We start from the raw sequence: 23,556 nt of genomic DNA on the forward strand, positions 1-23,556 counted from the left end.
GGATCCTATCCGTGAAGGGATCCTTTTTTGCATGTTGTCGCAATTAATGTGTATAGACCTGGTATACGTTCTTCAATTCCTTCGGGTGAAGTAGAAGGGAAAACCCACCTTTGATGAGATCCGTGTTCTTCAATCAATTTTTCAACTTTGAAATTTGTTTCTGCCATTGATGTAATTATTTCTCCTAGTGTCCAGCGCCTAATTTTTGTTCTCGGTAAAGCGTATTTCTGTGATCCCGTAAGGAGAGTACTATAAGCTACGTCATCTTCAATAAGTTCCTCGTCGAAATAATTTCCATTTGCTCGAAATGATGGATGATCTACTCCTAATAATTTTGTATAAACGGGATGATAGTCACGTAGTATAAAGGTCCCATCTTGTTTTAGTAAGTGAGAGATTATATGAAAGAGTGGCTTTAAGTCTAAAAAGTAATGGAGCACGCCAAGCTCCAGTAACACGATATCAAATGATTGGGATAGATTTAAATCTAGTACATCGGAAATGATATATTGAATAGAGACACCAGCAGCTTCGGCTAGTTCGGTTGCGTATTTTTCATTACTTGCTGAAATGTCTACAACTGTTACATCGGCTCCTAAAAGAGCAAGAGCAACTGCTTTATTTCCTTTTGATCCGAGTAAATTAATAATACGCTTTCCTTTTGGAGATTGTATGTAAGGTAAATAATGATTTACCTCGCGCACGGGATCTTCCATGAGCTTTTTCGCATAATCCTCTGGCGCCCCGTGACGATTCGTCCAAGCTTCATAAGCAGCTGCATTCCAGCTTTTTTCATTAATCGTGCTTAGTTGTTTCTGATTCAATTTTATCACTCCTTTTGTGGACTTATAGTTATTCGGTGAGTGAGTAGGATTTCCTGTTTTTTTTGAATGAAAATTTGATTTTTCTGGTATTAAGTCGTAAAATACGTGTTATACATAAAAGCGTTGAAAAGGAAAAGTAGAATGGAACCATTCTTTCCAGAGAGCTTCGGTAGCTGAGAAGAAGCAAGAATATTCATTTGAACAATGGCCTTTGAGCTTCGTCCTGAACTTATCAAATGATAATAGTAGGCGGCGACGAGAGTTGGTACTCGTTATCAAAACCACAGTATAAGAGCATATAGCTCCGTACTTGTTAAGGTTAGTTATGCGAATGACTGACGAAATAAGGTGGTACCGCGACTGTTTATACAGCCCCGCCCTTATCTTTTTTAAGATAAGGGCGGGGCTTTTTATATTTTAAAGGAGGAATATAAGATGAGTATTTTTATTGGAGGCGCTTGGCCGTATGCAAATGGTTCGTTACACCTTGGACACATTGCTAGTTTGTTACCAGGGGATATTTTAGCACGTTATTACAGGGCGAAAGGTGAGCGTGTGTTGTATGTTTCAGGAAGTGATTGTAATGGAACACCGATTGCAATTAGAGCAAAACAAGAAGGTGTGACGGTGAAAGAAATTGCTGATAAGTATCACGAAGAGTTTGAGCGATGTTTTCGTAGCCTTGGTTTTACTTATGATTGCTATACACGTACAGATAGCGAGCACCATCATGAAACGGTTCAAAAAGTTTTTTTACGTTTATTAGAAGAAGGTTATATTTATAAAAAAGTAGTTGAACAAGCTTATTGCGAAACGTGTACGCAATTTTTACCGGATCGATATGTAGAAGGTATTTGTCCGCATTGTCATGAAGCAGCAAGAGGAGATCAATGCGATGCTTGTTCTGCCATCTTAGATCCACTCGATTTGTTAGAAAAGAAGTGTAAGTTATGTGGTAGTACGCCATCAGTACAGGAAACAGAGCATTTCTATTTTGCATTGGATAAATTTCAGCAGCAAATTAAAGAGATCGTAGAAATTGCAAAGCAGAAAGGAACATGGCGCGACAATGCAATTCAATTAACAGAGAGATATTTAAAGGAAGGATTACAAGATAGGGCAGTGTCACGTGATTTACCAATTGGGGTACCAATTCCGGTGGCAGGATATGAAGATAAGAAAGTTTACGTATGGATTGAAGCGGTGACAGGGTACTATTCAGCAAGTAAACATTGGGCTGAAGAAACAGGGAAAGCTGATCAAGAGTTTTGGGATAGAGAAGCGAAAACATATTATGTGCACGGAAAGGATAATATTCCGTTTCATTCCATCATTTGGCCAGCGGTATTGTTTGGAATAGGAGAAGGAGCAATTCCAAGTCATATCGTTTCGAATGAATATTTAACAGTTGAAAAAAGAAAATTATCTACAAGTAAAAACTGGGCAGTATGGGTGCCTGACATATTAGAACGCTACAATCCAGATTCTATTCGTTACTTTTTAACAGTAAATGCACCAGAAAATCGTGATACTGATTTTTCATGGCGGGAATTCATTTACAGTCATAATAGTGAACTATTAGGTGCATATGGGAACTTTGTGAATCGGACATTGAAGTTCATTGAAAAGTATTATGATGGCATTGTGCCGAAGGGAATTATTAATGTAGAGCTGAAGGAGAAGATAGAAGGATTATATAAAAATGTAGGGGGATTGATTGAGCAAGCAAAATTTAAGGTGGCATTAGAGACAATATTTGATGCAGTACGTTTTGCAAATAAATACTTTGATGAACAGCGGCCTTGGAAACAAAGAGAAGATGCCCCAGCTTCATGTGAAGAAACGATTTATAATTGTGTTTACCTGATAGCAAACTTTGCACAACTGCTGGAACCATTTTTACCGTTTTCAAGTGAAAGAGTTAGAAATACATTATCGAGTGTTACAGTAAATTGGGAACCTCAAAATACATTGCCAAACCGAATTGATAATGCGCAGCCATTATTTGAGCGAATCGATATAAAACAAATTGAACATGAGGTAGAGAAGTTATATGGAGCGGTAAAGTGAGATAGGGAAAAGACCTTTCAAATAAAATGAAAGGTCTTTTATTATGCACTATGCACATTATTATGTTTTTTTTCTTTTCTATACGTAAGCAGCTGAGGTGTGAAAATCCCAAACAATATAAATATAATTCCAATCCACTGCATAAGCGTTACAACTTCATGTACAAGTGTAATAGAAGCGATAATGGCCGTTGGTAATTCAGCTGCACCTAAAATAGTGCCAAGTCCTATTCCGACTTTCGGTACGCCAATTGAAAAACAAATGACAGGTACAATAACCCCGAACAGTCCAAGGAAGAAAGCATATTTCCATAGACCTGCTTGTAAAGTACCGTCCGTTAAAAAGGTAGGCGGGAAAAATAAACATACAATAAGAGTAGCACTCGTTGTCATAAGAAAGCTTTTCGTATAAGGCGGAACATCTGTAGCGACGCGTCCGCTTGCAAATACATAGAATGAGAAAGAGACGGCAGCTAATAGCCCGAAGATAATACCTTTCGTCGAAAAATTTTGTCCAAGTCCTTCAAATACTCCACCAGCAAACAATGTACCAGTAAACAAAATAATAATAGATATGACTTTTTCACGGCTTGGGAATGTTCGGTTGGCAATCGCTTCGATGACTACACCAATCCAAGTGAACTGAAAGAGTAAAACGACAGCGATAGAGGCTGGCAGTTCTTCTACCGAAATAGCATAGAAAATACCTGTCATACTCATTGTTGTGCCGACTGTTAGTAACGAAAAGAATTGTTTTTTTGATACTTTATGACGTGAAAAGAAAAGGACGAGTAAAAGTAGGCCAATCCACCCGAAGACATATTGTCCTCCTAGTAGTTGGTGTGCTGAAAATCCGTCGATGAATCCGAGTTTAAAAATAGTTGAAAGTACGCCGTAGCTACAAGCGCCGAATAAAACTAATAATGAATACTTAAATTTCTCCATGAGAAACCCTCCTTATATAAAGTGAAACTGTAATCAGTGGGGGTTTTGTTCATCCTTCACTGATTATTAGCCCGCACCAATCGGGATAAATAAAAAACGCCCGTTATCCTAATAAGGACAACGGGCGAACGAAACAGAGTAAGAGGCTCTACAAAATTCCGCCACTCATACGAAGTATGAGTTTGGGGTATGAAATTATAGTAGTAGTTTACATTGCTTTTGGAAAGACAATTGAGCATTTTACACCTTGAGGTGTGTTTTGTATTCCATAAGGAAACTGATGTTTATCTAATATTTGTTTTACAATATATAACCCAAGACCACTACCTTGTACTAAGCCATGTTTGTCAGGATTTGCGCGATAGAATGGCTCAAATAGATGAGCGAGTTTGTCCTCATCTATTTGTGAACCTGTATTTAAAACCTCTAATGCGTAACCGTTCGGTTTTTCATAAAGCTTTATATATACATGTTGATGATCGATTGTATAGTGAATTGCATTTGAAATAATATTAAAAATAGCAGTTTGAATAAATTTAGGATCAGCTAAAATTTTTACATCTTGTTTAATGTTAGATTGAACATTTAATTGTTTTACAGATACAAAATAATCTACTTTCTTTATAACGTCCTCAATAATATTAGTCAATGAGATAACTTTTAAATTTGGTTTAAATTGAGGGGTTTGTAGTTTGGATAATTCTGACACTTTTTCCGTTAATATGTTAATATCTTGCATCATCTCATATGAACGTTTTAAATATTTATCTCTATCTTTATAAGCGCCAATTCCGTGAATCATGCCATCGAGTTGTCCCATGACGGCTGCGATTGGTGTTTTTAATTCATGGGATATCATGGACATAAATTCTTTACGGGATTGTTCTAATTGTTGTTCTTTCTTGAGCTCATTTCGTAAATCTTTATTTGTTTCATGTAGATTCTTCACAATAGTTGGGACTTGTGAAGCCGCTACTTGCAAATTGAAATCTGTTTGATCTGTATTTTTGTTAGGTGATCGTTTATCTGAAAAGTCCAGATTTATAATATCTTTTAAAGTATCACTCATATATTGAAAAGGTTTGGCAATTAGTTTGGCATAAATTAAAGAACCGAGCAGAGATAATGCAAGCATTGTTGCACCAATATTTGGAGCTAATTGCTGCAACACATCTGTTAACTTTGGAATATCATTTGTATCATTTGCTTTACTTGCTGCATTTTGTGTATGTAAGGCATCATTGTTAGTAACTTGCTTTTCCGCTTCTGTAAGTGAAGCCGTTGTGTTACTTTTCCCCGGAATATTTTGTGCATGTTCTTTTGCTTTTGCAGTTTGGCTAGGCTGCAAAAGATGATTGATGGCCGTAGAGAGAGTTTTCATGTCTATTTGAGAAGATTGAAAATTAGAGATGCTACTCTCTGACACAGCTTTATTTTGCTTTGTTTTACTTTGTTCGTTTTGTTTGTCTGATTCCGCTTGTTCCGCAGTTTGCGTTCCAGACGCTGTCAAACGATCTTTATCGTAATTTGAGGCTAGAAAATAAATAATTTGATAAAGACAAAGTGATAACAAAATACAAAATAATAAGGTTTTGATGAATATATTTTTGGTGATGTTGTCTTTGCTACGATTCGATTTTGTAGCCAATGCCTTTCACCGTTTTAATATAAGGAATTTCTAATTTTTTTCGTAAGTTTTTAATATGTGTATCTATAACTCTCACATCACCATAATGTTCATAGCCCCATACCTTATTCAACAAATCACTTCTTGATAGTACTTTCCCTCGATTTTGCAGTAAAGTATATATAATTTCAAATTCTTTTGTAGTCAATTCAATTTGATTACCATGAACATAAGCGGCATACGCTGTAGAATTTAACATCAATTCATGGAATTGTAGTATAGTTGCAGCTTCTGCTTCCTTCGTTGCTGCCCTTCTTAATACAGCTTCTACACGTTTTATAAATACGGTGTAATGGAATGGTTTTGTAATATAGTCATCAATACCTAGCTCAAATCCTTTAATTTCACTTTCTTCATTATGTAAGCCTGTTAACATAATGATTGGTACATCAGATTGTCCTCGCATAATTTTACAAATACTATAGCCATCTATATCTGGTAACATTACATCGAGGAGGACGAGATCGTATGAATTTTTTTGGAAAAGAAGAATGCCTTCTGTTCCAGCACCAACTACATCAACAGTAAAGTTTTGTGCCATTAGAAATTCACGAATAAGTTCTTGTATATCTGGGTTGTCTTCAATCACCAGTATATGCGTCATAGTAACACCTCCTAAATAACGCTTTTTACTGCAATATTCGAATTTGTCATTTTTTGGATGACTCAGATTGTTTATACATATAATAAGCCCCCGCTATAAAATAGTAATGAAAAGTAGCAAGGGGATTGTTTAGTTTCACTGAATAGTTCAGAATTACAGTAGTTCTATTATAGTATGTATTGTAAAATTTATAAAATATTATAACTGTATAATTTTAATATCCATGTTTATCAATGTTACGATGATGTTGAGTGCAATCTATTTTTATTATATATGTAAATACAGTTGTTTTGCTACTGTAAATGAATAAATAAAATAAGCCAAGACATAAAATTCTTGGCTACACGTAAATCTTGTTCTTAGGTTAATTTACAGTGACAGTGGCTTGCTGCTGAATGCGCTCAAATAACCAGTGAATATCATTGTTATACATACGAATACAACCAAGTGTTGTTGCTTTCCCGATTGCTTGATTATTGTTAGTTCCATGAATCGCATACGTTGTTCCGTAAGTTCCTGCCATATTTAATCCGAGCCAGCGGTCCCCAAGTGGATTACGTGGATCGCCGCCTTTAATTTTTCCTGTATAGTAAGGACGGTTTTTAATTTTATTTACGATTTGAAAAGTACCCTTAGGTGTTGGTGTTGCTGCTTTTCCAGTAGCGACAGTGAAACTTTTTATGAATTTTCCATCTTGATAATAATCCATTTTATTTATTTGTGTGTTTACGATAAGCTGATCTTTTGTTGTAGCTGCTTCTGCAGTAGTGAATGGAAGAGTTAAAAATCCTAATGATAATAGCGTACTTAATAATAGTTTTTTCATTATATTCTCCTTTTACTTATTGTAGTAATCTTACATACAATGAATTTGTAATCCTCGTAATGCTTGATTGACATTTTCATCTAATGTTTCAAAGAATGTAGTAATCTTTGTATTGCATTTGTTGTTTTTATCAACAAGTAATCTTTCATTTAATAAAAGCTCACCATGTAGTCCAAAACTTTGAACTTGAATATTTAGTTCATCTTCAGTTTCAGAAATAATCGGTAAGAAATAGTGAAAAGCTTTCGTTGGAATGATGTAGCTTTTGCCAATCATGCTTTCTTGATTTGAATTAACCCATTTTCTCGTGACGATCTTAATGTTCTTTTTTGAAACGATAAAAGACAGCATTGTAGATTTTGTTAAACTTACTTCAAATTCATTTGTTTCACATATTTGTAAATTAAAAACAGTTTCATTTTGATGAGATTCAACATTCGTATTAATAAAATCGTGCATTTTATAAGCTTCCATTTCTTATTCACCCTTTTTTCAATTTCGAAAAGCGACTTATATTTATTCAATTTAATGTTTAGTCATATATTAGCTAAATTTTTCAACAAATTCCGATATAATCTTACAATACGTATATGAAGCTAATATGAAGTTCGTATGAGTTTGTGGTGGTTTTTTATAGAGAACAAAATAATATGTTTTTTAGTGTTAAAAACCGGATAAAAAATGTATATTAATGGATTTTTCCGCGTGATATAGTTGTTAGTTTGTTTTTAAATGCTAATAGATATAAGTAAATAGAGAACAAAAAACTTTAGTGTGAGCCTTACAAAAATGTAATAAAAATGTAAGCTATTGTGATAGTTATTTCGACAATTTTTTTATACAATAATAGTAAGAAGTTGTACGTGATTGAAAGGAGAGATGACATGGAATGGGTTCATGAATTATTTCAGCAATACGGGTATTATGTAGTGCTTGTAGGCTTGCTGTTAGAATATATTGCGCTTCCGTTTCCGGGAGAGCCAACATTAGCATATGCGGGATTTTTAGCACAGAAGGGTGATCTAAGTTTACCTATTTTAATTATCCTATCCTTTATTGGGACAAGTGTAGGAATGACGATTCAATACTTTTTAGGGAATAAGCTTGGTATGCCTTTTGTTCAAAAGTATGGGAAGTATGTATTCTTAACACAAAGAAAAATTGATTTAACGAGAATGTGGTTCGATAAATATGGATATTTCCTTATCTTTATCGGTTTCTTCATTCCTGGAGTACGTCATTTTACAGGATACTTTGCAGGTATCATTAACTTACCGTTTCGCCGTTTTGCGATTACAATTTATTCAGGTGCTTTATTCTGGGTATCATTCTTCTTAATCGGTGGATACTGGTTAGGTGGTAACTTACATGATATTTTCGGATTATTGGAAGATCATATCGGCAAAATCATTTTCGGAGCCATTGTCATTGTAGCAATTACGTTAAGCGTTCGTTTCCGCAAGCAACTAAAACGAGTATTTTTACAAAACGCAAGTTAATATGGAATCCATTCTATGTCAGATTTTAGGAGGTAGTGCAAAAGCACTGCCTTTTTTATTTTATTTTCCAGTTTGCTTTTATCTTTCCCTTGATACCGTAACCGGTCACTACTATATAATATATTCCCGTTTTACTAGGGGAAAGTTCATACGTATCGTCATTTAGTTCGGAAAGGGGTTCATACTTATTAAATTCGCTAGAAAAGTAAGTGCTATAACCTTGATAGGCGCTATTTTCAGTAATAAGGAAGTTTACGTTAACTTCAAGTGTTTCTCCTTTTTTTACATAAACGGGTATTTTATGTGTGCCGTTAAAATACGAGAATTTCGCCTCGAATGCATTTTTTGTACTGTGCTCAACCCAGTTTTCTTTTTTTGTAAAATCAATAGAGCATATTACGATGAATAAAATAGGAATGATAATAGCGGTCGCATATCGAAACCATTTTGATTTATTTGCTATACATGTACATAAATAAAAGAAAAGTGAACAAATTGCCCCTACGGATCCAATTATGAAAGTTAGAATAATATCTCCTCCATTGTATATATGAAATGGAAGAAAGAATAAGTAACCAGATAGAATATAAAGCAAAACTTTTCTTGGCGTGCTATTATGTTTTGAACTTAATTTGTCAATTACAAGCGAGCATAACATCGCGTAGAAGAAAAGAAGGTAAAACCAAAAATTATATAAAAATCCAGTTAAGAATGCGGAAGTTTTAAAGAAGTTCATATCACTTCCTATAAAGAAAAATAATAAAAAAGAAAAAAGAGAGAACAGGCCGCTGAAAATTTAATAAGAGCGTAAGGAAAGACCGTTTTTTTATCCATGAGACACCTCAATTATGTAGTTCTTAAAAATTATTATATACGTTATATCTAGTATAATATATACGTATTTTTGACATGTATCTGCGTCAAAATGACAATGATAATTGACATTTAACAGGATATTATTTACAATTCTAATTAAATAAAAGAAAAAGAGGTAAAATATGAAGCTTCAAAATCGGGTGAGAGAATTTCGAGCAAAGCATCGTTTATCACAAGGTGAGTTAGGTAAAGCGATTGGCTCATCACGGCAAACCATTAGTTTAATTGAGCGTGGGGATTATGCGCCATCTATTGTGTTATCGCTAAAAATCGCACAAATTTTTGGAGCGCCGGTGGAGGAGATATTTATGTTAGTGGAGGGGGAAGATGGAGATGAAGGATAAGGGGAAAATGACGGCTATATTGAAGTTGTTAGTAGGAGCAATTTTTGGTGGGTTTATAGGGTATGCAGTAGGAGATATTGCAACAGAGAGGACTAGCAAAATACCTCCTGTTATTAGCGTTGCTATGATGAGTGTATTTGGGGTAGCGATTATATATTATATTTGGAAGCGTACAAGAGCGCTCGCACAAACGAAAGATGAAGAAGAAAATGTTAAGGGACGAAGATTAGGGATAGCGCTTATTTATTTTCGAGTAATGGAAATTGTTATTCCATCATGGTTTGTTTGCTCAGTTATCGCTTTTTATAGAACGTATACAAGTGAGGGGAACTTGCTCTTTGTTAGTGTAAGTATTGTGGTATCTACAGTGTGCTTTATTGCTATAACTTGGTTAGGATCTGTAATGAGGAAAAGGTATAACGCTCTATATCCAGAACAGAGTGTTACGTATTCTCAGTCAATGGAAATGTGGGCAAAGAATGCAGATGAAGGGCAAAAGCAAATTGTTCATGAAGCGGGATATAAGGCATATCAATATACAAATATGACACTTGCTTGTGCGTGGTTGGTGGCGATTGCGTATGCAATTTTAGATGGAAAAGACTTCTTTATGGTCATTATGATTTCATTTGTTTGGGTTTTACATGTTGGAACATATATGTACGAAATGCATAGAAAAATGATTTATTAAGGGGAGAAAAACGGTGGACATTTTAAAAAGACCTGCTTTTTCAATGTTCGTTGCCTTCGTTTGCTCCGCTTTATACGGAGTCATTCGAATAGAAAAAGTACAGCAAATTATAGAAATATGGGCCTTTTTCGGGATTGCATTGCTTGTGTTAGCTATTCATGAATTAGGGCATGTAATATTCGGTTTGATGGGTGGTTTGAAATTTAAGTTTATGACAGTAGGACCTATTACTGTTCAAAAAGAAAAGGGGAAAATACGAATTCGAGAAAATAAAATATGGATGTATGTTGGTGGCGTTGCAATGTTAGTGCCGCCTTCCCCACACACACCGAACCTCTCAAAAAAATGGGCCTGGATGACTTTAAGCGGACCATTAACGAGTTTAGTATTTGGTATTGTATCAGGTTACATATATATGGTGAGTTATTACCACATGTTTTTATACTTTTCTGTGTTACATCTTGCAATCTTTGTCGCAACAGCAATTCCATTAAGGGGAACGCTATTAAGTGATGGTATGCAATTTCTCATTTTAATTAAAGATGATGAAAGGGCTAGAGAGCATTTATACAATATTCAAGTATCGAGTGAATTATTAAGCTACAAAAGGCCGAAAGATTGGGATGAGAGATTAGTAGAAATTAGTGAAGAAAAAATAAAAGAGGATAAAAGTATAAGCGAGATAATGAGTGGACTTATGCTTGTCTTTTATGCCCGAGCTGATCAAGAAGGAATGGAAAAGGCGATAGTGTATTTAGAGAAAATTGTGCAGTTACCTGTGACAAAAGAGAATAAATATTTTGTTGGTAGTTTTCATAGTTGGTATCTTTTATATAGAGTACTGTATCAAAAGGAAGGTCTTTCTCTGCAAGAAGCGAAGAATCATGCAAAGGCCATTACAAGGCTAGACTTACATGGGTATTACCGCGCACAAGGAATTATCAAATATTTAGAGCAAGACATAGAAGCATTCCATATTTATATGAAGAAAGCAGATAAAGAGTTGAAGACCGCTGAGAAGAGTGAATTGGGATATTTACAACTGGAGAGAGAATGGTTTGAGCGGCTGAAGGAGAGGGTATCTTACGATGGGTGAGGTATCCTCTTTTTTATATGTCATCTTATGCCGTTCCATAAACAGTCTGGGGCGAGTAAAATGAGATAAGAAGAGCAAAGCTTGGAGGAATTCTATATGGAAATTTTAACGATTATTTTAATAGTCTTGCTTATTTATGCTGTTTTTAAAGTAGCCTATGTAGCATTAAAGATACTCGCGATCCTATTAGTTATTTTTTTAATCGTAGAGTTCGGCAGTAAATTGCTTGGGGGATAGGGTATGTTGTGCGTTTTGGTTATCGAAAGATGTCGTTAAATCGATATAATGAAAAAATCGTTGATATATTTTCATAAATACTAAGTGGGGTATGTGGAAAAGAAGTTGCCGTGGGGTAACTTCTTTTTATTTTGATGATGGGTATGAACAGGGAAGGATAACAAATAAAAAAGCTGGAAGAATATCTTCCAGCTTAAGAGTTACTTTCAATTTGGCGACTGCTATCTTCTTCAGTGTCTTGTAATAGGTTGAATACGTCTGCTAGGCAGAATGCAATGAACCAAGTCCAAAGACCGTGGAAGAAAGCTGAGCTTAATTGGAGTGGTAATGTATAGTTTGTCATTGAGTAGGAAATACATCCGCCAACGATTCCGATCATTGTTAATAACATTGTTTTTTGAGCATTTTCTTCTGGATTGAAGAGGAAATAAATGTATCCGCCTAAAATTGAAGCGCTTACAAGGGTTTCGATTCCATTAAAAATGATATTCTCTCCAAGCTGAGTGTTTGTCCAGAAGCAAATCGTACCGCCGATAATGGCAAACAGGACAGCTAGTGTGTATCGTATATATTGATTCATATGTTCATCTCCCTATGTAATAAGATGATTTGGAAGTCAAAAAGGTAGGTATAGTATATTGAAGTGGATTTTATTTGTACGCATCTTTTTATAAAAAGATCAGTGAAGAATAACTAAGATGATCGGTTTTTTTAAACCGTTACGTGTATGGTGTCTGAAATATACCCGACTTCTCGTTTCTTTTTGCTTGTAAAAAGAAGAGAAACTTCCAAGTCTATATACTCTATTTTTGTGAGTCTACTTTTATTATAACACATTTAGCGCCACAATAATAGAATTATCTGATTTTGTAATAAGTGTAAAAAATAAAAAGCGCAAGGAATTGTAGTTCCTTGCGCTTTTTTATATACGTTTGAAACGGCCGACAATTTCAACTGTTTCAGTAATGTTCATAAATGCTTTATTATCCACTTGGCGGATAATACGTTTCATTTCGCCCAACTCGTAGCGAGTTACGACAGTGTAAATCATTTTTTTCTTATGGTTTGTATAGCCGCCGACAGCATCTACCATTGTTACGCCACGTATGCCGTGATGTAATAGTGAGCTTTTTATTTCCTCACCTTTTTCTGTAACGGTCATTATCGTTAATTTAATATGTTTTGTATGCACGGCATCAATTACTTTGCTGACTACAAACCGACTAATTAACGTATAAAGTGTAATATCCCATCCGAAAATAAATCCTGCTGCAACAAGTAAGATTAAGTTGAATCCAAAGATGATTGCTCCAATTGAAACATCACGATGTTTCGCTACAATCAATCCAACAACATCAAAACCACCTGTTGAAGAAGCAAATCGGAATATGATTCCTGAGGCAGCACCGCAGATGACACCACCGAATACAGAAGACAGTAAAATATCGTCTGAAACTTGGTGTACTGGGATAATGTTCATCGCTAAAGATGATACAGCCACAAAGTATGCCGTTAAAAAGGTTGTCTTCTTACCTAAGTAAAAGTGACTTAAAATAAGAAGCGGAATGTTTAGTAAAAAGATAAGTGCTCCGATATTGTAGTGCATTAAATAACCGATAATCATCCCTACACCAGCGAATCCACCGCTAATCATATTATGCGGGATAAAAAACATATTCATAGAAATTGCATACAAAATAGAAGCTATAAAAATAACAACCAACTGTATGATGAATTCTAAATGAAATGTTTTAGCTGCTGGGAAGGATAAAAAGGCGGTGTCGGGAACGTAATCGGCGTCTCCTAGTTGACCCATAGTATGTTTCATCTCCATATTCATTTTTGATTACAAGAAGAGAATAAAGCTTTTTTCAAAAACTGGCAATAGTTTTATTATAATGCAAAAATTTTATAAATTTCTAACAAATTAAACCTATTCAAAGATATGTGTGAATATACTAAAGAAAGCGAATACATTAGTTTTCCAGCATAATTTTTTGAGAAAATATGCAAAATTCTTTTTTGAAAATAAAAGGAAATAGAGAATGTTTGTGGAATGTGCTAAAATGACTTTATTAAGGATGTGAAGCGATGGAATTTTTATTGCAGGATGCAATTCTATATATATCGTTTGTAACGACGGCGCTTTGTCTATTAGAAGTCTTTTTTCTTGCTAACGTTTCTCGCTTTGTACGTCAGCAAGCATCGAGCGGTAGACAGAGAGCTTTTAAACTAGTTGATACGTGTGAAGAGGGTACAAGAAATGTACCGCTATTTTCTATTTTTTATAAATATGGAATGATTCGTTCTGTCCGCAGACAAGAATCGAGCGGAGAGAGTGACGAGGTAGGTCCATATACACCAATGTTTCGCTAATTAATTACGAAACATTGGAGGAATGAACATGTTAAAATCATACCGAGCTAGGCTCATTAGTTTATCATTATTACTTGTTTTTGTTTTATCTGGCTGCAGTAATGCAGGCACAATCGATTCACATAGTACGGGAATTTGGAACCATTATTTTGTATATCCAATCTCGTTTATGATTCAATTTGTTGCTCATCATATACCTGGAGCTAGCTTTGGGATTGCCATCATTATCATGACGCTCGTTATTCGTTCAGCAATGATTCCATTAGCTGTTTCACAATATCGTAGCCAAGCGAAAATGAAAAAAATGCAACCTGAATTACAGAAGCTGAAACAGAAATACGGTGATGTGGGTAAAGATCTTGAAAAACAAAAGCAGTATCAAAAAGAAATGTCAGAACTAATGAAATCAGGCGGTTGGAACCCGTTAGCTGGGTGCTGGCCAATCTTTATACAAATGCCGATTTTCTCTGCTTTGTATTATGCGATTAGCCGAACTGAAGAGATTCGTACATCTTCATTTTTATGGGTGAACCTAGGACATGCAGATCCATATCATATATTACCGATTATCGCAGCGTTAACAACATTTATTCAAATGAAGGTGTTCCAATCAAATGTAACGCCTGGAGAACAAGTTCAAATGCTGAAAATACAGCAAATTATGATGCCTGCAATGATTCTATTTATGGGATTTGCGGCACCGTCAGGGCTTGTGTTGTATTGGATTACAGGTAACTTATTTACAATGACACAAACAATTGTATTAAGAAGAATAATGGAACGTGAAGAATTACAATTACAAAAAGCTTAGAACAACGCCGCTCGGGATGAGCGGTGTTTTTTTGTTAAGTCGTTAAGGGAATTTTAAGAAACCAACATTACTATAGGCATTGTATACGATAGTGTACATGCTTTAGAAATATGAAGGAGGAAATTTCCTATGAAGAAGAAAACAGTTGGGTATTTAGCGATTGCAGGTGCTTTATCATTTGGAATCATTGGAGGAGCGGGTATTCCAGCATTCGCGGCAACGAATACTCCGGCGGCTGAGCAACCTACAAAAACTGCGAAGAAGGATTTAGATGAAGCGACAAAACAAAAGGTAAAAACGATTATGGATGATACAAAGAAACAGTTAGAGGGATTAGGTGTGAAATTGCCAGAGAAGGGTAAGCATAAGGAAATGTTCGCGAACCTAGATGAAGCGACGAAAGAAAAAGCGAAGTCGATTTTAGAACAAGAGAAATCTGGAAATCTAACACGTGAACAAGCGCAAGAGGAATTAGCAAAGTTAGGCGTGAAATTGCCAGAGAAGGGTAAGCATGGTGATATGTTTGCGGGATTAGATGATCAGGCGAAAGAAAAAGCGAAGTCAATCTTAGAACAAGAGAAGTCCGGAAAATTAACACGTGAACAAGCGCAAGAGGAATTAACGAAGCTAGGTGTGAAATTGCCAGAGAAGGGTAAGCATAAGGAAATGTTTGCAGGACTAGATGATCAGGCGAAAGAAAAAGCGAAGTCGATTTTAGAACAAGAGAAATCTGGAAAATTAACACGCGAGCAAGCAAAAGAGGAATTAACGAAGCTAGGTGTGAAATTCCCGGAGAAAGGTAAGCGTAAAGATATGCTTGCTAACTTAGATGAAGCAACAAAAGAAAAAGTGAAGTCAATTTTTGATCAAGAAAAATCCGGAAAATTAACTCATGAGCAAGCAAAAGAAGAATTAACAAAGCTAGGTGTGAAACTTTCAGAGAAAGAGAAACATGAAGACATCTTTGTGGGATTAGATGATCAAACGAAAGAAAAAGCGAAAGCAATTTTAGAAAATGAAAAGAAACAATTAGAGGAATTGAATGTGGATCTTCCTCACAATAAATTTTTTATGAAAAATGAAGATAAATAATTGAACTATGTCGTATCTTCCGTGTGGGCAACCGAAAGGTACGTATGCGAGGAGGCTGTCTTTGGAACAGCCTCCTTTTAGTATTTAGAGTGAAATCGTTGTCGTTTTTGTCGAATTATCGATATAATTTCATTTACGATCTTATGGCGTTCGTGGAAGAGGAGATTAGAGAAATAAAGTAGCTTCTGTTATAATATAAGAAGAGAAATATTTCTTATGTTATATAAAAATATATTGATTTTTTCTAACAATTCAATATAATGGGAAATAACTACAAAATTCGACATCAAGAAGTGATGATGAGGACATGATCAATTTTTTACGATTCTCAGAGAGGGAAGTCTTTGGCTGTGAGCTTCCTAATACGGGAAAATCGATTACCCCCTCTGAACTGCAGCAGTGAACGAATATCTAGTAATTGCTTGCCGGCAAAAACCGTTATTTAGACTTGAGAAATTGGTGAAGTGTGTCACTTTGCGAATTGAAACAAGGGTGGAACCACGAATACAACACTCGTCCCTTTTTTAGGGAGGAGTGTTTTTTTATTTCATTTTTGCATCACACTAGAATTGGAAGGAGGATACGCAGCATGCATCATGATGAGAAAAACAAAATTGGTTTAACAGTGGCACTTTCTATCGTAGTAGGAACTATTATTGGGTCTGGTGTGTTTATGAAACCAGGGAGCGTATTAGATTACTCAGGGAGTTCTAATATGGCTATTTGGGCTTGGATAATTGGTGGTCTGTTGACATTAGCAAGTGGTTTAACAGTAGCCGAAATTGGAGCGCAGATTCCGAAAAATGGTGGGTTGTATACGTATTTAGAGGAGATTTACGGAAGCTTTTGGGGGTATTTATCTGGCTGGATGCAAACGATTGTATATGGTCCAGCTATTATTGGAACGTTAGGTTTGTACTTTAGTTCTTTAATGATTAATTTTTTCTATTTAGATAAAGTCTGGAATTTACCAATTGCAATTGGAACAGTTGTGTTCCTAGGCGTTATAAATAGTATGGGAACAAAATATGGAGGCATCGTTCAAACCGTTACGACAGTTGGGAAGATGATTCCGATTATATTAATTGTTGTGTTAGGGTTTTGGAAAGGGAATAGTGATATCTTCAACGTAGTTGTACCGATATCAGAAAACCAAAGTATCGGGATGGCAATTTTGGCAACTTTATTTGCTTATGATGGTTGGATTTTACTTGCTTCTATTGGCGGAGAAATGAAGAACCCAACAAAATTATTACCGAAGGCAATGACAGTTGGGATTTTAATTGTCACAGCTGCTTACGTATTAATTAACTTAGCGTTATTAAATGTATTACCAGCAGCGAAAATTGTGGACCTTGGAGAAAATGCAACAGCGACAGCTGCGGGCATGTTACTTGGAGAATATGGCGGGAAAATTATTAGTATCGGTATTATCATTTCTATTTTCGGTTGTTTAAATGGAAAGATCTTAACATTCCCACGTATTCCGATGTCGATGGCAGAGCGTGGACACCTTCCGTTTTCTAGGTTTATTGCAAAGGAAAGCCCAAGATTTAAAACACCAGCGAATGCGATTACTGTTGAAATCATATTAGGAATTATTTTAATGCTTATTAGTGATCCGAATAAGCTATCTGAGATTTCCGTATTCATTATTTATATTTTCTACGTAATGACGTTTATTGGTGTCTTCATTTTAAGAAGACGTAACAAGGATAAAGAGCGTGCATATAGTGTACCGTTATTCCCGATTGTACCAATCGTTGCGATTTTAGGGTCATTGTTTGTACTGGGAAGTGCGATTATTAACGATCCGGTAAGTTGTTTCTTATCGATTGGAATGGTATTTACTGGACTCCCGGTGTATTGGTACTTAAATAAGAAGAAAAAAACTGGAGTTTAATGTTTGAAGGGCAGGCGTATTATACGCCTGCCTTTTTATTGCGAAAAAATTATACTTGCGTCCATTTTTCTTTTAGGTTACTATAGCGGTAGTAACCTAAAAGAAAGTGTGGGGAAAGTCTTGGATTTTCGTGTGTATATTTTAGCTATCGCGGCTTTCGTAGTCGGAACGGTTGAGCTAATTATAGGAGGAACGCTTGATTTAGTTGCCGATGATTTAGGAGTATCGATTAGCGCAGCTGGTCAGCTTATAACCGTATATTCGGTAGTGTTTGCTTTGTCAGGTCCAGTTTTATTAGCATTAACAGGGAAGTTTGAAAGAAAAACATTATACATTGGGGCATTATCGATTTTCTTAATCGGAAATATCGTTTCGGCATTTAGTGTGAATTACGGAATGTTAATGTTCTCAAGGGTCATTTGTGCAGCGGGTGGATCGCTTATTATTGCACTATCGGTAACACTTGCTTCTAGTGTAGTAGAGCCGCATTTTCGTGCGCGTGCGATTGGAATCATTTTCATGGGAATTAGTGGATCACTCGTACTTGGAGTACCGCTAGGTCTTGTGCTAGGAAATGCATATGGATGGCGTGCGCCATTTGTATTAATTTCGATATTAACTGTTATGGCGATTGCTTGTATTTCATTGTTCTTAACGAAAGTACCGGCGACATCGGTATTATCAATAAGAGAACAAATTGCTACGTTAAAAGATAAAAAAATAGTGAGTGCACAGTTGACATCATTTTTATTTTTAACAGGTCATTTAACACTGTATGCATACTTAACACCATTTTTAAAAGATGTTATGCATGTTGAAGCGAACTGGATTAGTGTGTTTTACTTCATTTTCGGAATTGCAGCGGTACTTGGAGGTGGCCTTGGAGGCTGGCTTGCTGATAAATGGGGATCAAAGAAAAGTATTATTTCCATCATTATCGTATTTGCATGTGCAATCTTTATGTTGCCAATGATGACATTTTCATTCCCGCTGTTCATCATTATGATGGGGCTTTGGAGTATGCTTAGCTGGGCGATTTCGCCAGCGCAGCAAAATTATTTAATTGAAATTGCGCCAGAATCAGCTGGTATTCAGCAAAGTTTAAATAACTCTGCGCTTCATTTAGGAATTGCGCTCGGTTCAACAGTAGGCGGAGTTGTTATTGAAAAATCATCTGTTATATATAACGCTTGGGTAGGCGGCGGTTTTATTATATTGGCGCTGCTTTGTGCGATTTTCTCAATTACGAGAGGACGCTCGAATCAGTTTGCGAAAGAAGAATCTATCGTATGATAGGTTCTTTTTAATTTGTAAAAAATTACAGGTTTTAGTAGGGAAATGGAGAAGGGAGTATATAGCGAGGTGATAGTATATGGAGTCTAATTTTTCAATTATTGGTTTTTTAATTTCTTTAGTCCCATTATTTCTTATTATTTTTGTATTTAGATGGATTCGTTTCATCTATCAAAATTCTGAGAAACAAGTAGAGCAAAATGAGAAGATTATCGAGCTTTTAATGGAGATAAAGGAGCAAAAAAAATCGTAAAATGACCGTTCTGTATTTACAAATCAAAACTATCCGAAAAACCAACTACATAAAATTGAATTAGCGAAATCGTAAAAAAGAGCTGTACCAAATGAGTATGTAAAACTCCGTTTGGTACAGCTCTTTTTGTATGGGAAATTATATTATCTATTCAAATGGTAGAATCGATTTTGGGATTTGTTAGTACCTCAACTTCATAAGTAGACCCTTAATTTCCTCATCCTGCATAAAGAGATCATGGTGCTTCTCTGTAATCTTCGCAAGTGCAACGTCATGATAGAAGAACTCTGTAAAGAACTTCACGAAAGGTTGTGACATTGTTTTCATTGCTTGCCATGATTCTTGCTCTACACCAGCAAATAAAATTTCACGATCGTCAACGATGAGTAATAAGTAGCGCTCTAATGCGTTAGGTTCTTCAGCTGGGATTAGAAAATGCATGTTTTCTAAATTTGTTTCTACTTTCCCGACGATGAGGGACTCGATTTGGACGCCTTGTTTTGCTTGTTGTTCTAGTAAAGGAAGATATTCTAAAAGGGTATCGTTCCATGCGGAGATACGTATAGATTCTTTTGCATCTTCTATAAGTTGCCTACTTTGTACTTTAATAGAAGACTGCATTTTTAAACTCCAAACGCGGTCATCTGTAAATGACTTTTTAGAAATATTATTTTCAAGTTCTTTAATATTAGATTGGAATTCTGTCGTTAACTTTTTAATTGCTAACTTGAGTGGTAATGCTGTATACAATTTTTTCTTTTCTGAAACAGAATCCATTACCATCCCTTTATCAATTAGGCGTGCTAACACTTCATATATTTTTGCTTTTGGAACACCTGAATGTTTAACGATAGTTGTTGCATCTAATGGTTCATTGCTTGATACGACAACTTCGTAAGCTTGGCTTTCATATTGTGAGAAACCGAATTTTTGTAACATAGTTCCCTCCGAACGAATGAGATTATATGTTAAGGATAATGAACTATTTGTTTTTACACAAGTGGTGTGATGGAAACTAAGCTTATTGAAATGAGAATAAATTTCAATTTTTTAAACTATATAGATTGAGCTTTTATATTTATCTATTATACTTAATATAGTGATTAGTATGATTAAATTTCATCGAGAAGGGGATGCTTTGGGGAAGATGTTGAGAAGTTTACGTTTAAAAATTGCGGTAGTATTTTCAGTGCTTATTTCTATGATGTTTGTAATACTAGGTACAGCTGTGTATCAGTTACAGAAGGAGAAGGAAACGCGTTCCCTCGATCAGTATTCTCAAAATACGATGGATCTTGTAACAGAGCAGTTAACTGCATTTATGCAGCGAATTGAAGAAGACATGGGGCATTATGGGAGTCATGATGATATTCAAAACATGTTACAAGATGGGGTTACTCCAGAAGAGGAGAGTTTTATTTTAAAAGAATTTTCAAGATTTAAAAAGAATCATCCTGATATTTTAGATGTATACATTGGGACGAAAGATAAAAAAACGTTAAGTGCAAACCTTGCTGACGGAGGAAAAGTACCTGAAGGATATGATCCAACAAGTCGTCCATGGTATAAAACATCAGAAGCAGATACAAAATCGATTATTTGGGGACAACCACAATATGAAATCGCGACAGGTAAGTTAAGTATTGGAGTTTCAAAAGCCATTGTCGGACAAGATGGTTCTGTGTTAGGGGTTGTAGCAATGGATGTATCACTAGGAACGATTCAAAAGCTACTTCATAATATTCAATATAATAATGGCGGAGAAATGTTTATTGTAAATGATAAAAATATTGCCATTGTATATCCAGATAAAGTAGGAAAAGATGTTTCAAAAGAACCACTTGTAAAAAGTTTAAATAAAGATGAAACGCAATTTGCGGTGACGACATTGGATGGGAAAGATGTAGTAGCCTATAGTCAAGTGTTTGATAAGATGAAATGGAAAATTGGGATTGTATATCCGAAAGAGTCAATTGATAACTTACTCGTAGAAACAAGAAATACAGTTATTATAATGGCATGTATAAGTTTATTAATTGGAATATTAGCTTCATATTTATTCTCAAGAAGATTAGCAAGACCGTTACAATTATTAACGAATCACGTTCAAAAAGTAGCGGAAGGTGATTTAACACTCCAAATGAAGGTGACAAGTAAAGATGAGGTTGGTACGCTTACGACCCACTTTAATCATATGGTTGAGCAAATGAATGAAATGGTAAGTAAAATTAAAAATAGTGTATCGACAGTGCAACAATCGACTCATAATCTGCATTATTTAACGAGTGAAACTGTAGCAGCTAGTAGAGAAGTTTCAGGTGCCATGGATGATGTGAGCGGAGGAGCTTCTACGCTTGCTAATAGTGTAGATGAAGTTTCAGCACAACTTGAAAATATGGCACAGTCGATGGAACAGATGAATAGTTCCGTTGGTGAAATAAAGGGAGTGACCGGCAAAGCAGAGGAAGCATCTAAACAAGGGTTAAATACGATGCGGAATTTAGTTCGTACGAGAGGACAATCATCTTCTATCGTTGTTCATACAGAGGAAGCATCTGGTAAGTTAGAGCAAAGAGTTGGATCGATTCAAAATGTTGTAGAGCTTATAAAAGGTATTTCGGATCAAACGAATTTACTGGCTTTAAATGCTTCGATTGAGGCTGCACGTGCAGGTGAGCAAGGTAAGGGCTTTGCTGTTGTTGCTGAAGAGGTTCGAAAATTAGCTGAACAATCCAAAGAGGCAACCGGTGAGATTGCAACAATGATTGGTGATGTACAGTTAGAAGTAAAAAGAGTTGTAGAAGTTGTAAGTAAATTGAAAGACATTGCGGATGTACAAAATAAAGTTACGACAGAGGCTGAGGCTGAATTCCGCACAATTATGTCAGTTGTAAGCACAATTAGTACTTCAGTTGAAAAGATTGTAGCTGAAGTGCAAAATATAGGTCATGAGCAAGAAGAAATTACAGAAGTTATGCAAACAATTGCTAGCACAAGCCAAGAGAGTGCAGCTGTTTCTGAAGAGGTTAATGCAGCGACTGAGTCACAAGTTAATCATTTAGAAAAAGTGGCTCATACGATGGAAAGTTTGACAGAGAATATGCAGGACTTAGAAAGATTGGTTGAGCAGTTTAAAGTAGACGAATAACAAATTATTAAAATGATAAAGATTTTGGTAAAATAGACAATGGATATATAAGAAGCAATTTATAGGAGGAAGACTACTATGGCAATTGTTGACGTATCGATTATTCCAGTAGGAACAGGTAATCCAAGTGTTAGTGAATATGTAGCAGAAGTACAAAAGGTGCTAGAGAAAAATGCGGATCGCGTGAAGTATCAATTAACACCGATGAATACGGTTATTGAAGGAGATCTTCCTGTCATTCTAGAAGTAATTCAACAAATGCATGAAGTTCCATATACGAAAGGTGCACAGCGCGTTGCAACAACAATTCGTATCGATGATCGTCGTGATAAAGTAAGCACAATGGAGAAGAAGTTAAACTCTGTTCGATCAAAATTATAAGAAAAAGCAGCGATCTTCGCTGCTTTTTTCATATAGGAGGAAATAAGATGAGTGAAAAGTTTAACGAGCAATTTGATGGATTACTAGAGAAATACACGGAGCTATTACTTGGAGAGAGCAACGAAGAGCGAAAAGAGCAGGTGCAAAAATGGGCGCTTTATTCTTATATGGCTAAGACGATGCCAGCTTTAGTGAAACATTGGAATGAGACTTATCCAGATGCAAAGGAAGAGATGGTACAGTTAATTACGAATATTAAAAAGCTGAATGATGAGAAGCGAAATGAGAAGTAAAAAAGCTTGAGATAATGTTACCTCAAGTTTTCTATATTAATATCCTTATATAATTTACATGGAATATAAAGGGTTTTATAAGCATGTCGAATATTTTCGATATGCTTATTTTTTGCCTAGTAAACCCGTTTTTTATAAATGTCGAAAAATATTTCCTTCATATTTGTAAGCGAGAATATGGAGTTTTAAATGTTTTTATAGTATTTTATAAATTATCTAAATAATTATTTGTATCAAATAATTTTAAACAGTGATATAATTTTGAAGAGGGGTAAAAAACAGATAAAGAACAGTCATAGGGGTGAATT

Annotated in this window: 25 protein-coding genes, 1 pseudogene and 2 other annotated features; of the genes and pseudogenes, 16 read left to right on the forward strand and 10 right to left on the reverse strand. The window is 35.4% G+C overall.

What is annotated here, in order from left to right:
- Positions 1-5: 5 nt before the first annotated feature.
- Complete coding sequence (locus SJY24_RS05005; protein WP_078206615.1) at positions 6-824, reverse strand: class I SAM-dependent methyltransferase; 819 nt, start codon at positions 822-824, stop codon at positions 6-8.
- A 114-nt stretch (positions 825-938) separates the two neighbouring features.
- Positions 939-1,209, forward strand: a binding site (T-box leader).
- Between the two features lie 50 nt (positions 1,210-1,259).
- On the opposite strand from SJY24_RS05005, the gene metG reads away from it, so the two are divergent.
- Positions 1,260-2,894: a methionine--tRNA ligase gene (gene metG, locus SJY24_RS05010; protein WP_377863941.1), complete on the forward strand. Its 1,635-nt coding sequence runs from the start codon at positions 1,260-1,262 to the stop codon at positions 2,892-2,894.
- A gap of 41 nt (positions 2,895-2,935) precedes the next feature.
- Here metG and SJY24_RS05015 read toward each other — a convergent pair whose 3' ends face one another.
- The 5 genes from SJY24_RS05015 to SJY24_RS05035 form a co-directional block, all read right to left on the reverse strand.
- On the reverse strand, positions 2,936-3,838 hold the full coding sequence (locus SJY24_RS05015) for an EamA family transporter (protein WP_377863942.1): 903 nt from the start codon (positions 3,836-3,838) through the stop codon (positions 2,936-2,938).
- A gap of 208 nt (positions 3,839-4,046) precedes the next feature.
- Positions 4,047-5,486 (reverse strand): sensor histidine kinase, encoded by a 1,440-nt coding sequence (locus SJY24_RS05020; protein ID WP_377863943.1) that lies wholly within the window; start codon positions 5,484-5,486, stop codon positions 4,047-4,049.
- Positions 5,464-6,129 (reverse strand): response regulator transcription factor, encoded by a 666-nt coding sequence (locus tag SJY24_RS05025; RefSeq protein WP_000148832.1) that lies wholly within the window; start codon positions 6,127-6,129, stop codon positions 5,464-5,466. The genes SJY24_RS05020 and SJY24_RS05025 overlap by 23 nt, the downstream gene beginning before the upstream one ends.
- A 364-nt stretch (positions 6,130-6,493) precedes the next feature.
- The gene (locus tag SJY24_RS05030; RefSeq protein WP_377863944.1) at positions 6,494-6,955 is read right to left on the reverse strand and encodes a L,D-transpeptidase; all 462 of its coding nucleotides are present in this window, start codon (positions 6,953-6,955) and stop codon (positions 6,494-6,496) included.
- Between the two features lie 30 nt (positions 6,956-6,985).
- The gene (locus tag SJY24_RS05035; protein WP_377863945.1) at positions 6,986-7,429 is read right to left on the reverse strand and encodes a DUF3978 family protein; all 444 of its coding nucleotides are present in this window, start codon (positions 7,427-7,429) and stop codon (positions 6,986-6,988) included.
- A gap of 410 nt (positions 7,430-7,839) precedes the next feature.
- Here SJY24_RS05035 and SJY24_RS05040 point away from each other — a divergent pair, with 410 nt between their 5' ends.
- A complete protein-coding gene (locus SJY24_RS05040) occupies positions 7,840-8,454 on the forward strand; it encodes a DedA family protein (RefSeq protein WP_000455363.1) in 615 nt (204 codons plus the stop codon).
- Positions 8,455-8,509: 55 nt separating this feature from the next.
- Here the strand turns inward: SJY24_RS05040 and SJY24_RS05045 are convergent, their stop codons facing one another.
- Complete coding sequence (locus SJY24_RS05045; RefSeq protein WP_377863946.1) at positions 8,510-9,190, reverse strand: hypothetical protein; 681 nt, start codon at positions 9,188-9,190, stop codon at positions 8,510-8,512.
- Between the two features lie 262 nt (positions 9,191-9,452).
- Between SJY24_RS05045 and SJY24_RS05050 the strand changes: the two genes are divergently transcribed.
- From SJY24_RS05050 to SJY24_RS05065, 4 genes are all read left to right on the forward strand, one after another.
- Entirely contained in the window at positions 9,453-9,674 is a 222-nt protein-coding gene (locus SJY24_RS05050; RefSeq protein ID WP_000776148.1) for a helix-turn-helix transcriptional regulator, read from the forward strand.
- Positions 9,658-10,365, forward strand: a complete 708-nt coding sequence (locus SJY24_RS05055) for a DUF3169 family protein (protein WP_377863947.1) — start codon at positions 9,658-9,660, stop codon at positions 10,363-10,365. Before SJY24_RS05050 ends, SJY24_RS05055 begins: the two co-directional genes overlap by 17 nt.
- Positions 10,366-10,378: 13 nt before the next feature.
- Positions 10,379-11,461, forward strand: coding sequence for a M50 family metallopeptidase (locus SJY24_RS05060; RefSeq protein WP_377863948.1), 1,083 nt, complete (start codon positions 10,379-10,381; stop codon positions 11,459-11,461).
- A 96-nt stretch (positions 11,462-11,557) separates the two neighbouring features.
- The gene (locus tag SJY24_RS05065; RefSeq protein ID WP_000404783.1) at positions 11,558-11,698 is read left to right on the forward strand and encodes a DUF3985 family protein; all 141 of its coding nucleotides are present in this window, start codon (positions 11,558-11,560) and stop codon (positions 11,696-11,698) included.
- 193 nt (positions 11,699-11,891) lie between these two features.
- Here SJY24_RS05065 and SJY24_RS05070 read toward each other — a convergent pair whose 3' ends face one another.
- Together SJY24_RS05070 and SJY24_RS05075 are read right to left on the reverse strand one after the other, a co-directional pair.
- Positions 11,892-12,278, reverse strand: a complete 387-nt coding sequence (locus SJY24_RS05070) for a DUF3938 domain-containing protein (RefSeq protein ID WP_377863949.1) — start codon at positions 12,276-12,278, stop codon at positions 11,892-11,894.
- Positions 12,279-12,620: 342 nt separating this feature from the next.
- On the reverse strand, positions 12,621-13,514 hold the full coding sequence (locus SJY24_RS05075; protein ID WP_377863950.1) for a YitT family protein: 894 nt from the start codon (positions 13,512-13,514) through the stop codon (positions 12,621-12,623).
- A gap of 275 nt (positions 13,515-13,789) precedes the next feature.
- Between SJY24_RS05075 and SJY24_RS05080 the strand changes: the two genes are divergently transcribed.
- The 6 genes from SJY24_RS05080 to SJY24_RS05105 all read left to right on the forward strand — a co-directional run bounded on the left by SJY24_RS05080 (position 13,790) and on the right by SJY24_RS05105 (position 19,426).
- Complete coding sequence (locus SJY24_RS05080; protein ID WP_070145382.1) at positions 13,790-14,074, forward strand: hypothetical protein; 285 nt, start codon at positions 13,790-13,792, stop codon at positions 14,072-14,074.
- A 28-nt stretch (positions 14,075-14,102) separates the two neighbouring features.
- The gene (gene yidC / locus SJY24_RS05085) at positions 14,103-14,885 is read left to right on the forward strand and encodes a membrane protein insertase YidC (protein WP_377863951.1); all 783 of its coding nucleotides are present in this window, start codon (positions 14,103-14,105) and stop codon (positions 14,883-14,885) included.
- A gap of 129 nt (positions 14,886-15,014) precedes the next feature.
- Positions 15,015-15,977, forward strand: coding sequence for a hypothetical protein (locus SJY24_RS05090; protein ID WP_377863952.1), 963 nt, complete (start codon positions 15,015-15,017; stop codon positions 15,975-15,977).
- Between the two features lie 287 nt (positions 15,978-16,264).
- Positions 16,265-16,501: a binding site (T-box leader), on the forward strand.
- A gap of 65 nt (positions 16,502-16,566) precedes the next feature.
- A complete protein-coding gene (locus SJY24_RS05095; RefSeq protein WP_098766263.1) occupies positions 16,567-17,880 on the forward strand; it encodes an APC family permease in 1,314 nt (437 codons plus the stop codon).
- A gap of 108 nt (positions 17,881-17,988) precedes the next feature.
- The gene (locus SJY24_RS05100) at positions 17,989-19,173 is read left to right on the forward strand and encodes an MFS transporter (protein ID WP_377867215.1); all 1,185 of its coding nucleotides are present in this window, start codon (positions 17,989-17,991) and stop codon (positions 19,171-19,173) included.
- Positions 19,174-19,252: 79 nt separating this feature from the next.
- Complete coding sequence (locus tag SJY24_RS05105) at positions 19,253-19,426, forward strand: hypothetical protein (protein WP_002034605.1); 174 nt, start codon at positions 19,253-19,255, stop codon at positions 19,424-19,426.
- 180 nt (positions 19,427-19,606) lie between these two features.
- Here the strand turns inward: SJY24_RS05105 and SJY24_RS05110 are convergent, their stop codons facing one another.
- Positions 19,607-20,365, reverse strand: a complete 759-nt coding sequence (locus SJY24_RS05110) for a TrmB family transcriptional regulator (protein ID WP_377863953.1) — start codon at positions 20,363-20,365, stop codon at positions 19,607-19,609.
- A 265-nt stretch (positions 20,366-20,630) separates the two neighbouring features.
- Between SJY24_RS05110 and SJY24_RS05115 the strand changes: the two are divergent.
- The 4 genes and pseudogenes from SJY24_RS05115 to SJY24_RS05130 all read left to right on the forward strand — a co-directional run.
- Positions 20,631-21,626, forward strand: a pseudogene (locus SJY24_RS05115) (cache domain-containing protein); the annotation flags it as partial.
- 123 nt (positions 21,627-21,749) lie between these two features.
- Positions 21,750-22,574 (forward strand): methyl-accepting chemotaxis protein, encoded by an 825-nt coding sequence (locus tag SJY24_RS05120; RefSeq protein ID WP_377867216.1) that lies wholly within the window; start codon positions 21,750-21,752, stop codon positions 22,572-22,574.
- 78 nt (positions 22,575-22,652) lie between these two features.
- Positions 22,653-22,955, forward strand: a complete 303-nt coding sequence (locus SJY24_RS05125; RefSeq protein WP_001018862.1) for an MTH1187 family thiamine-binding protein — start codon at positions 22,653-22,655, stop codon at positions 22,953-22,955.
- 47 nt (positions 22,956-23,002) lie between these two features.
- On the forward strand, positions 23,003-23,248 hold the full coding sequence (locus SJY24_RS05130) for a YusU family protein (protein ID WP_001290599.1): 246 nt from the start codon (positions 23,003-23,005) through the stop codon (positions 23,246-23,248).
- The last annotated feature ends 308 nt before the right edge of the window (positions 23,249-23,556 follow it).

The sequence above is a fragment of the Bacillus sp. R86525 genome (genome assembly GCF_042466195.1).
GTDB lineage: Bacteria > Bacillota > Bacilli > Bacillales > Bacillaceae_G > Bacillus_A > Bacillus_A nitratireducens.

Bases quoted from the DNA above. Each gene is read 5' to 3' on its own strand.
- metG (WP_377863941.1), top strand. From the start codon at position 1,260: ATGAGTATTTTTATTGGAGGCGCTTGGCCGTATGCAAATGGTTCGTTA.
- SJY24_RS05015 (WP_377863942.1), bottom strand. From the start codon at position 3,838: ATGGAGAAATTTAAGTATTCATTATTAGTTTTATTCGGCGCTTGTAGC.
- SJY24_RS05025 (WP_000148832.1), bottom strand. From the start codon at position 6,129: ATGACGCATATACTGGTGATTGAAGACAACCCAGATATACAAGAACTT.
- SJY24_RS05030 (WP_377863944.1), bottom strand. From the start codon at position 6,955: ATGAAAAAACTATTATTAAGTACGCTATTATCATTAGGATTTTTAACT.
- SJY24_RS05035 (WP_377863945.1), bottom strand. From the start codon at position 7,429: ATGGAAGCTTATAAAATGCACGATTTTATTAATACGAATGTTGAATCT.
- SJY24_RS05040 (WP_000455363.1), top strand. From the start codon at position 7,840: ATGGAATGGGTTCATGAATTATTTCAGCAATACGGGTATTATGTAGTG.
- SJY24_RS05045 (WP_377863946.1), bottom strand. From the start codon at position 9,190: ATGAACTTCTTTAAAACTTCCGCATTCTTAACTGGATTTTTATATAAT.
- SJY24_RS05050 (WP_000776148.1), top strand. From the start codon at position 9,453: ATGAAGCTTCAAAATCGGGTGAGAGAATTTCGAGCAAAGCATCGTTTA.
- SJY24_RS05055 (WP_377863947.1), top strand. From the start codon at position 9,658: ATGGAGATGAAGGATAAGGGGAAAATGACGGCTATATTGAAGTTGTTA.
- SJY24_RS05065 (WP_000404783.1), top strand. From the start codon at position 11,558: ATGGAAATTTTAACGATTATTTTAATAGTCTTGCTTATTTATGCTGTT.
- SJY24_RS05070 (WP_377863949.1), bottom strand. From the start codon at position 12,278: ATGAATCAATATATACGATACACACTAGCTGTCCTGTTTGCCATTATC.
- SJY24_RS05075 (WP_377863950.1), bottom strand. From the start codon at position 13,514: ATGGGTCAACTAGGAGACGCCGATTACGTTCCCGACACCGCCTTTTTA.
- SJY24_RS05080 (WP_070145382.1), top strand. From the start codon at position 13,790: ATGGAATTTTTATTGCAGGATGCAATTCTATATATATCGTTTGTAACG.
- yidC (WP_377863951.1), top strand. From the start codon at position 14,103: ATGTTAAAATCATACCGAGCTAGGCTCATTAGTTTATCATTATTACTT.
- SJY24_RS05090 (WP_377863952.1), top strand. From the start codon at position 15,015: ATGAAGAAGAAAACAGTTGGGTATTTAGCGATTGCAGGTGCTTTATCA.
- SJY24_RS05095 (WP_098766263.1), top strand. From the start codon at position 16,567: ATGCATCATGATGAGAAAAACAAAATTGGTTTAACAGTGGCACTTTCT.
- SJY24_RS05105 (WP_002034605.1), top strand. From the start codon at position 19,253: ATGGAGTCTAATTTTTCAATTATTGGTTTTTTAATTTCTTTAGTCCCA.
- SJY24_RS05110 (WP_377863953.1), bottom strand. From the start codon at position 20,365: ATGTTACAAAAATTCGGTTTCTCACAATATGAAAGCCAAGCTTACGAA.
- SJY24_RS05120 (WP_377867216.1), top strand. From the start codon at position 21,750: ATGGATGATGTGAGCGGAGGAGCTTCTACGCTTGCTAATAGTGTAGAT.
- SJY24_RS05125 (WP_001018862.1), top strand. From the start codon at position 22,653: ATGGCAATTGTTGACGTATCGATTATTCCAGTAGGAACAGGTAATCCA.
- SJY24_RS05130 (WP_001290599.1), top strand. From the start codon at position 23,003: ATGAGTGAAAAGTTTAACGAGCAATTTGATGGATTACTAGAGAAATAC.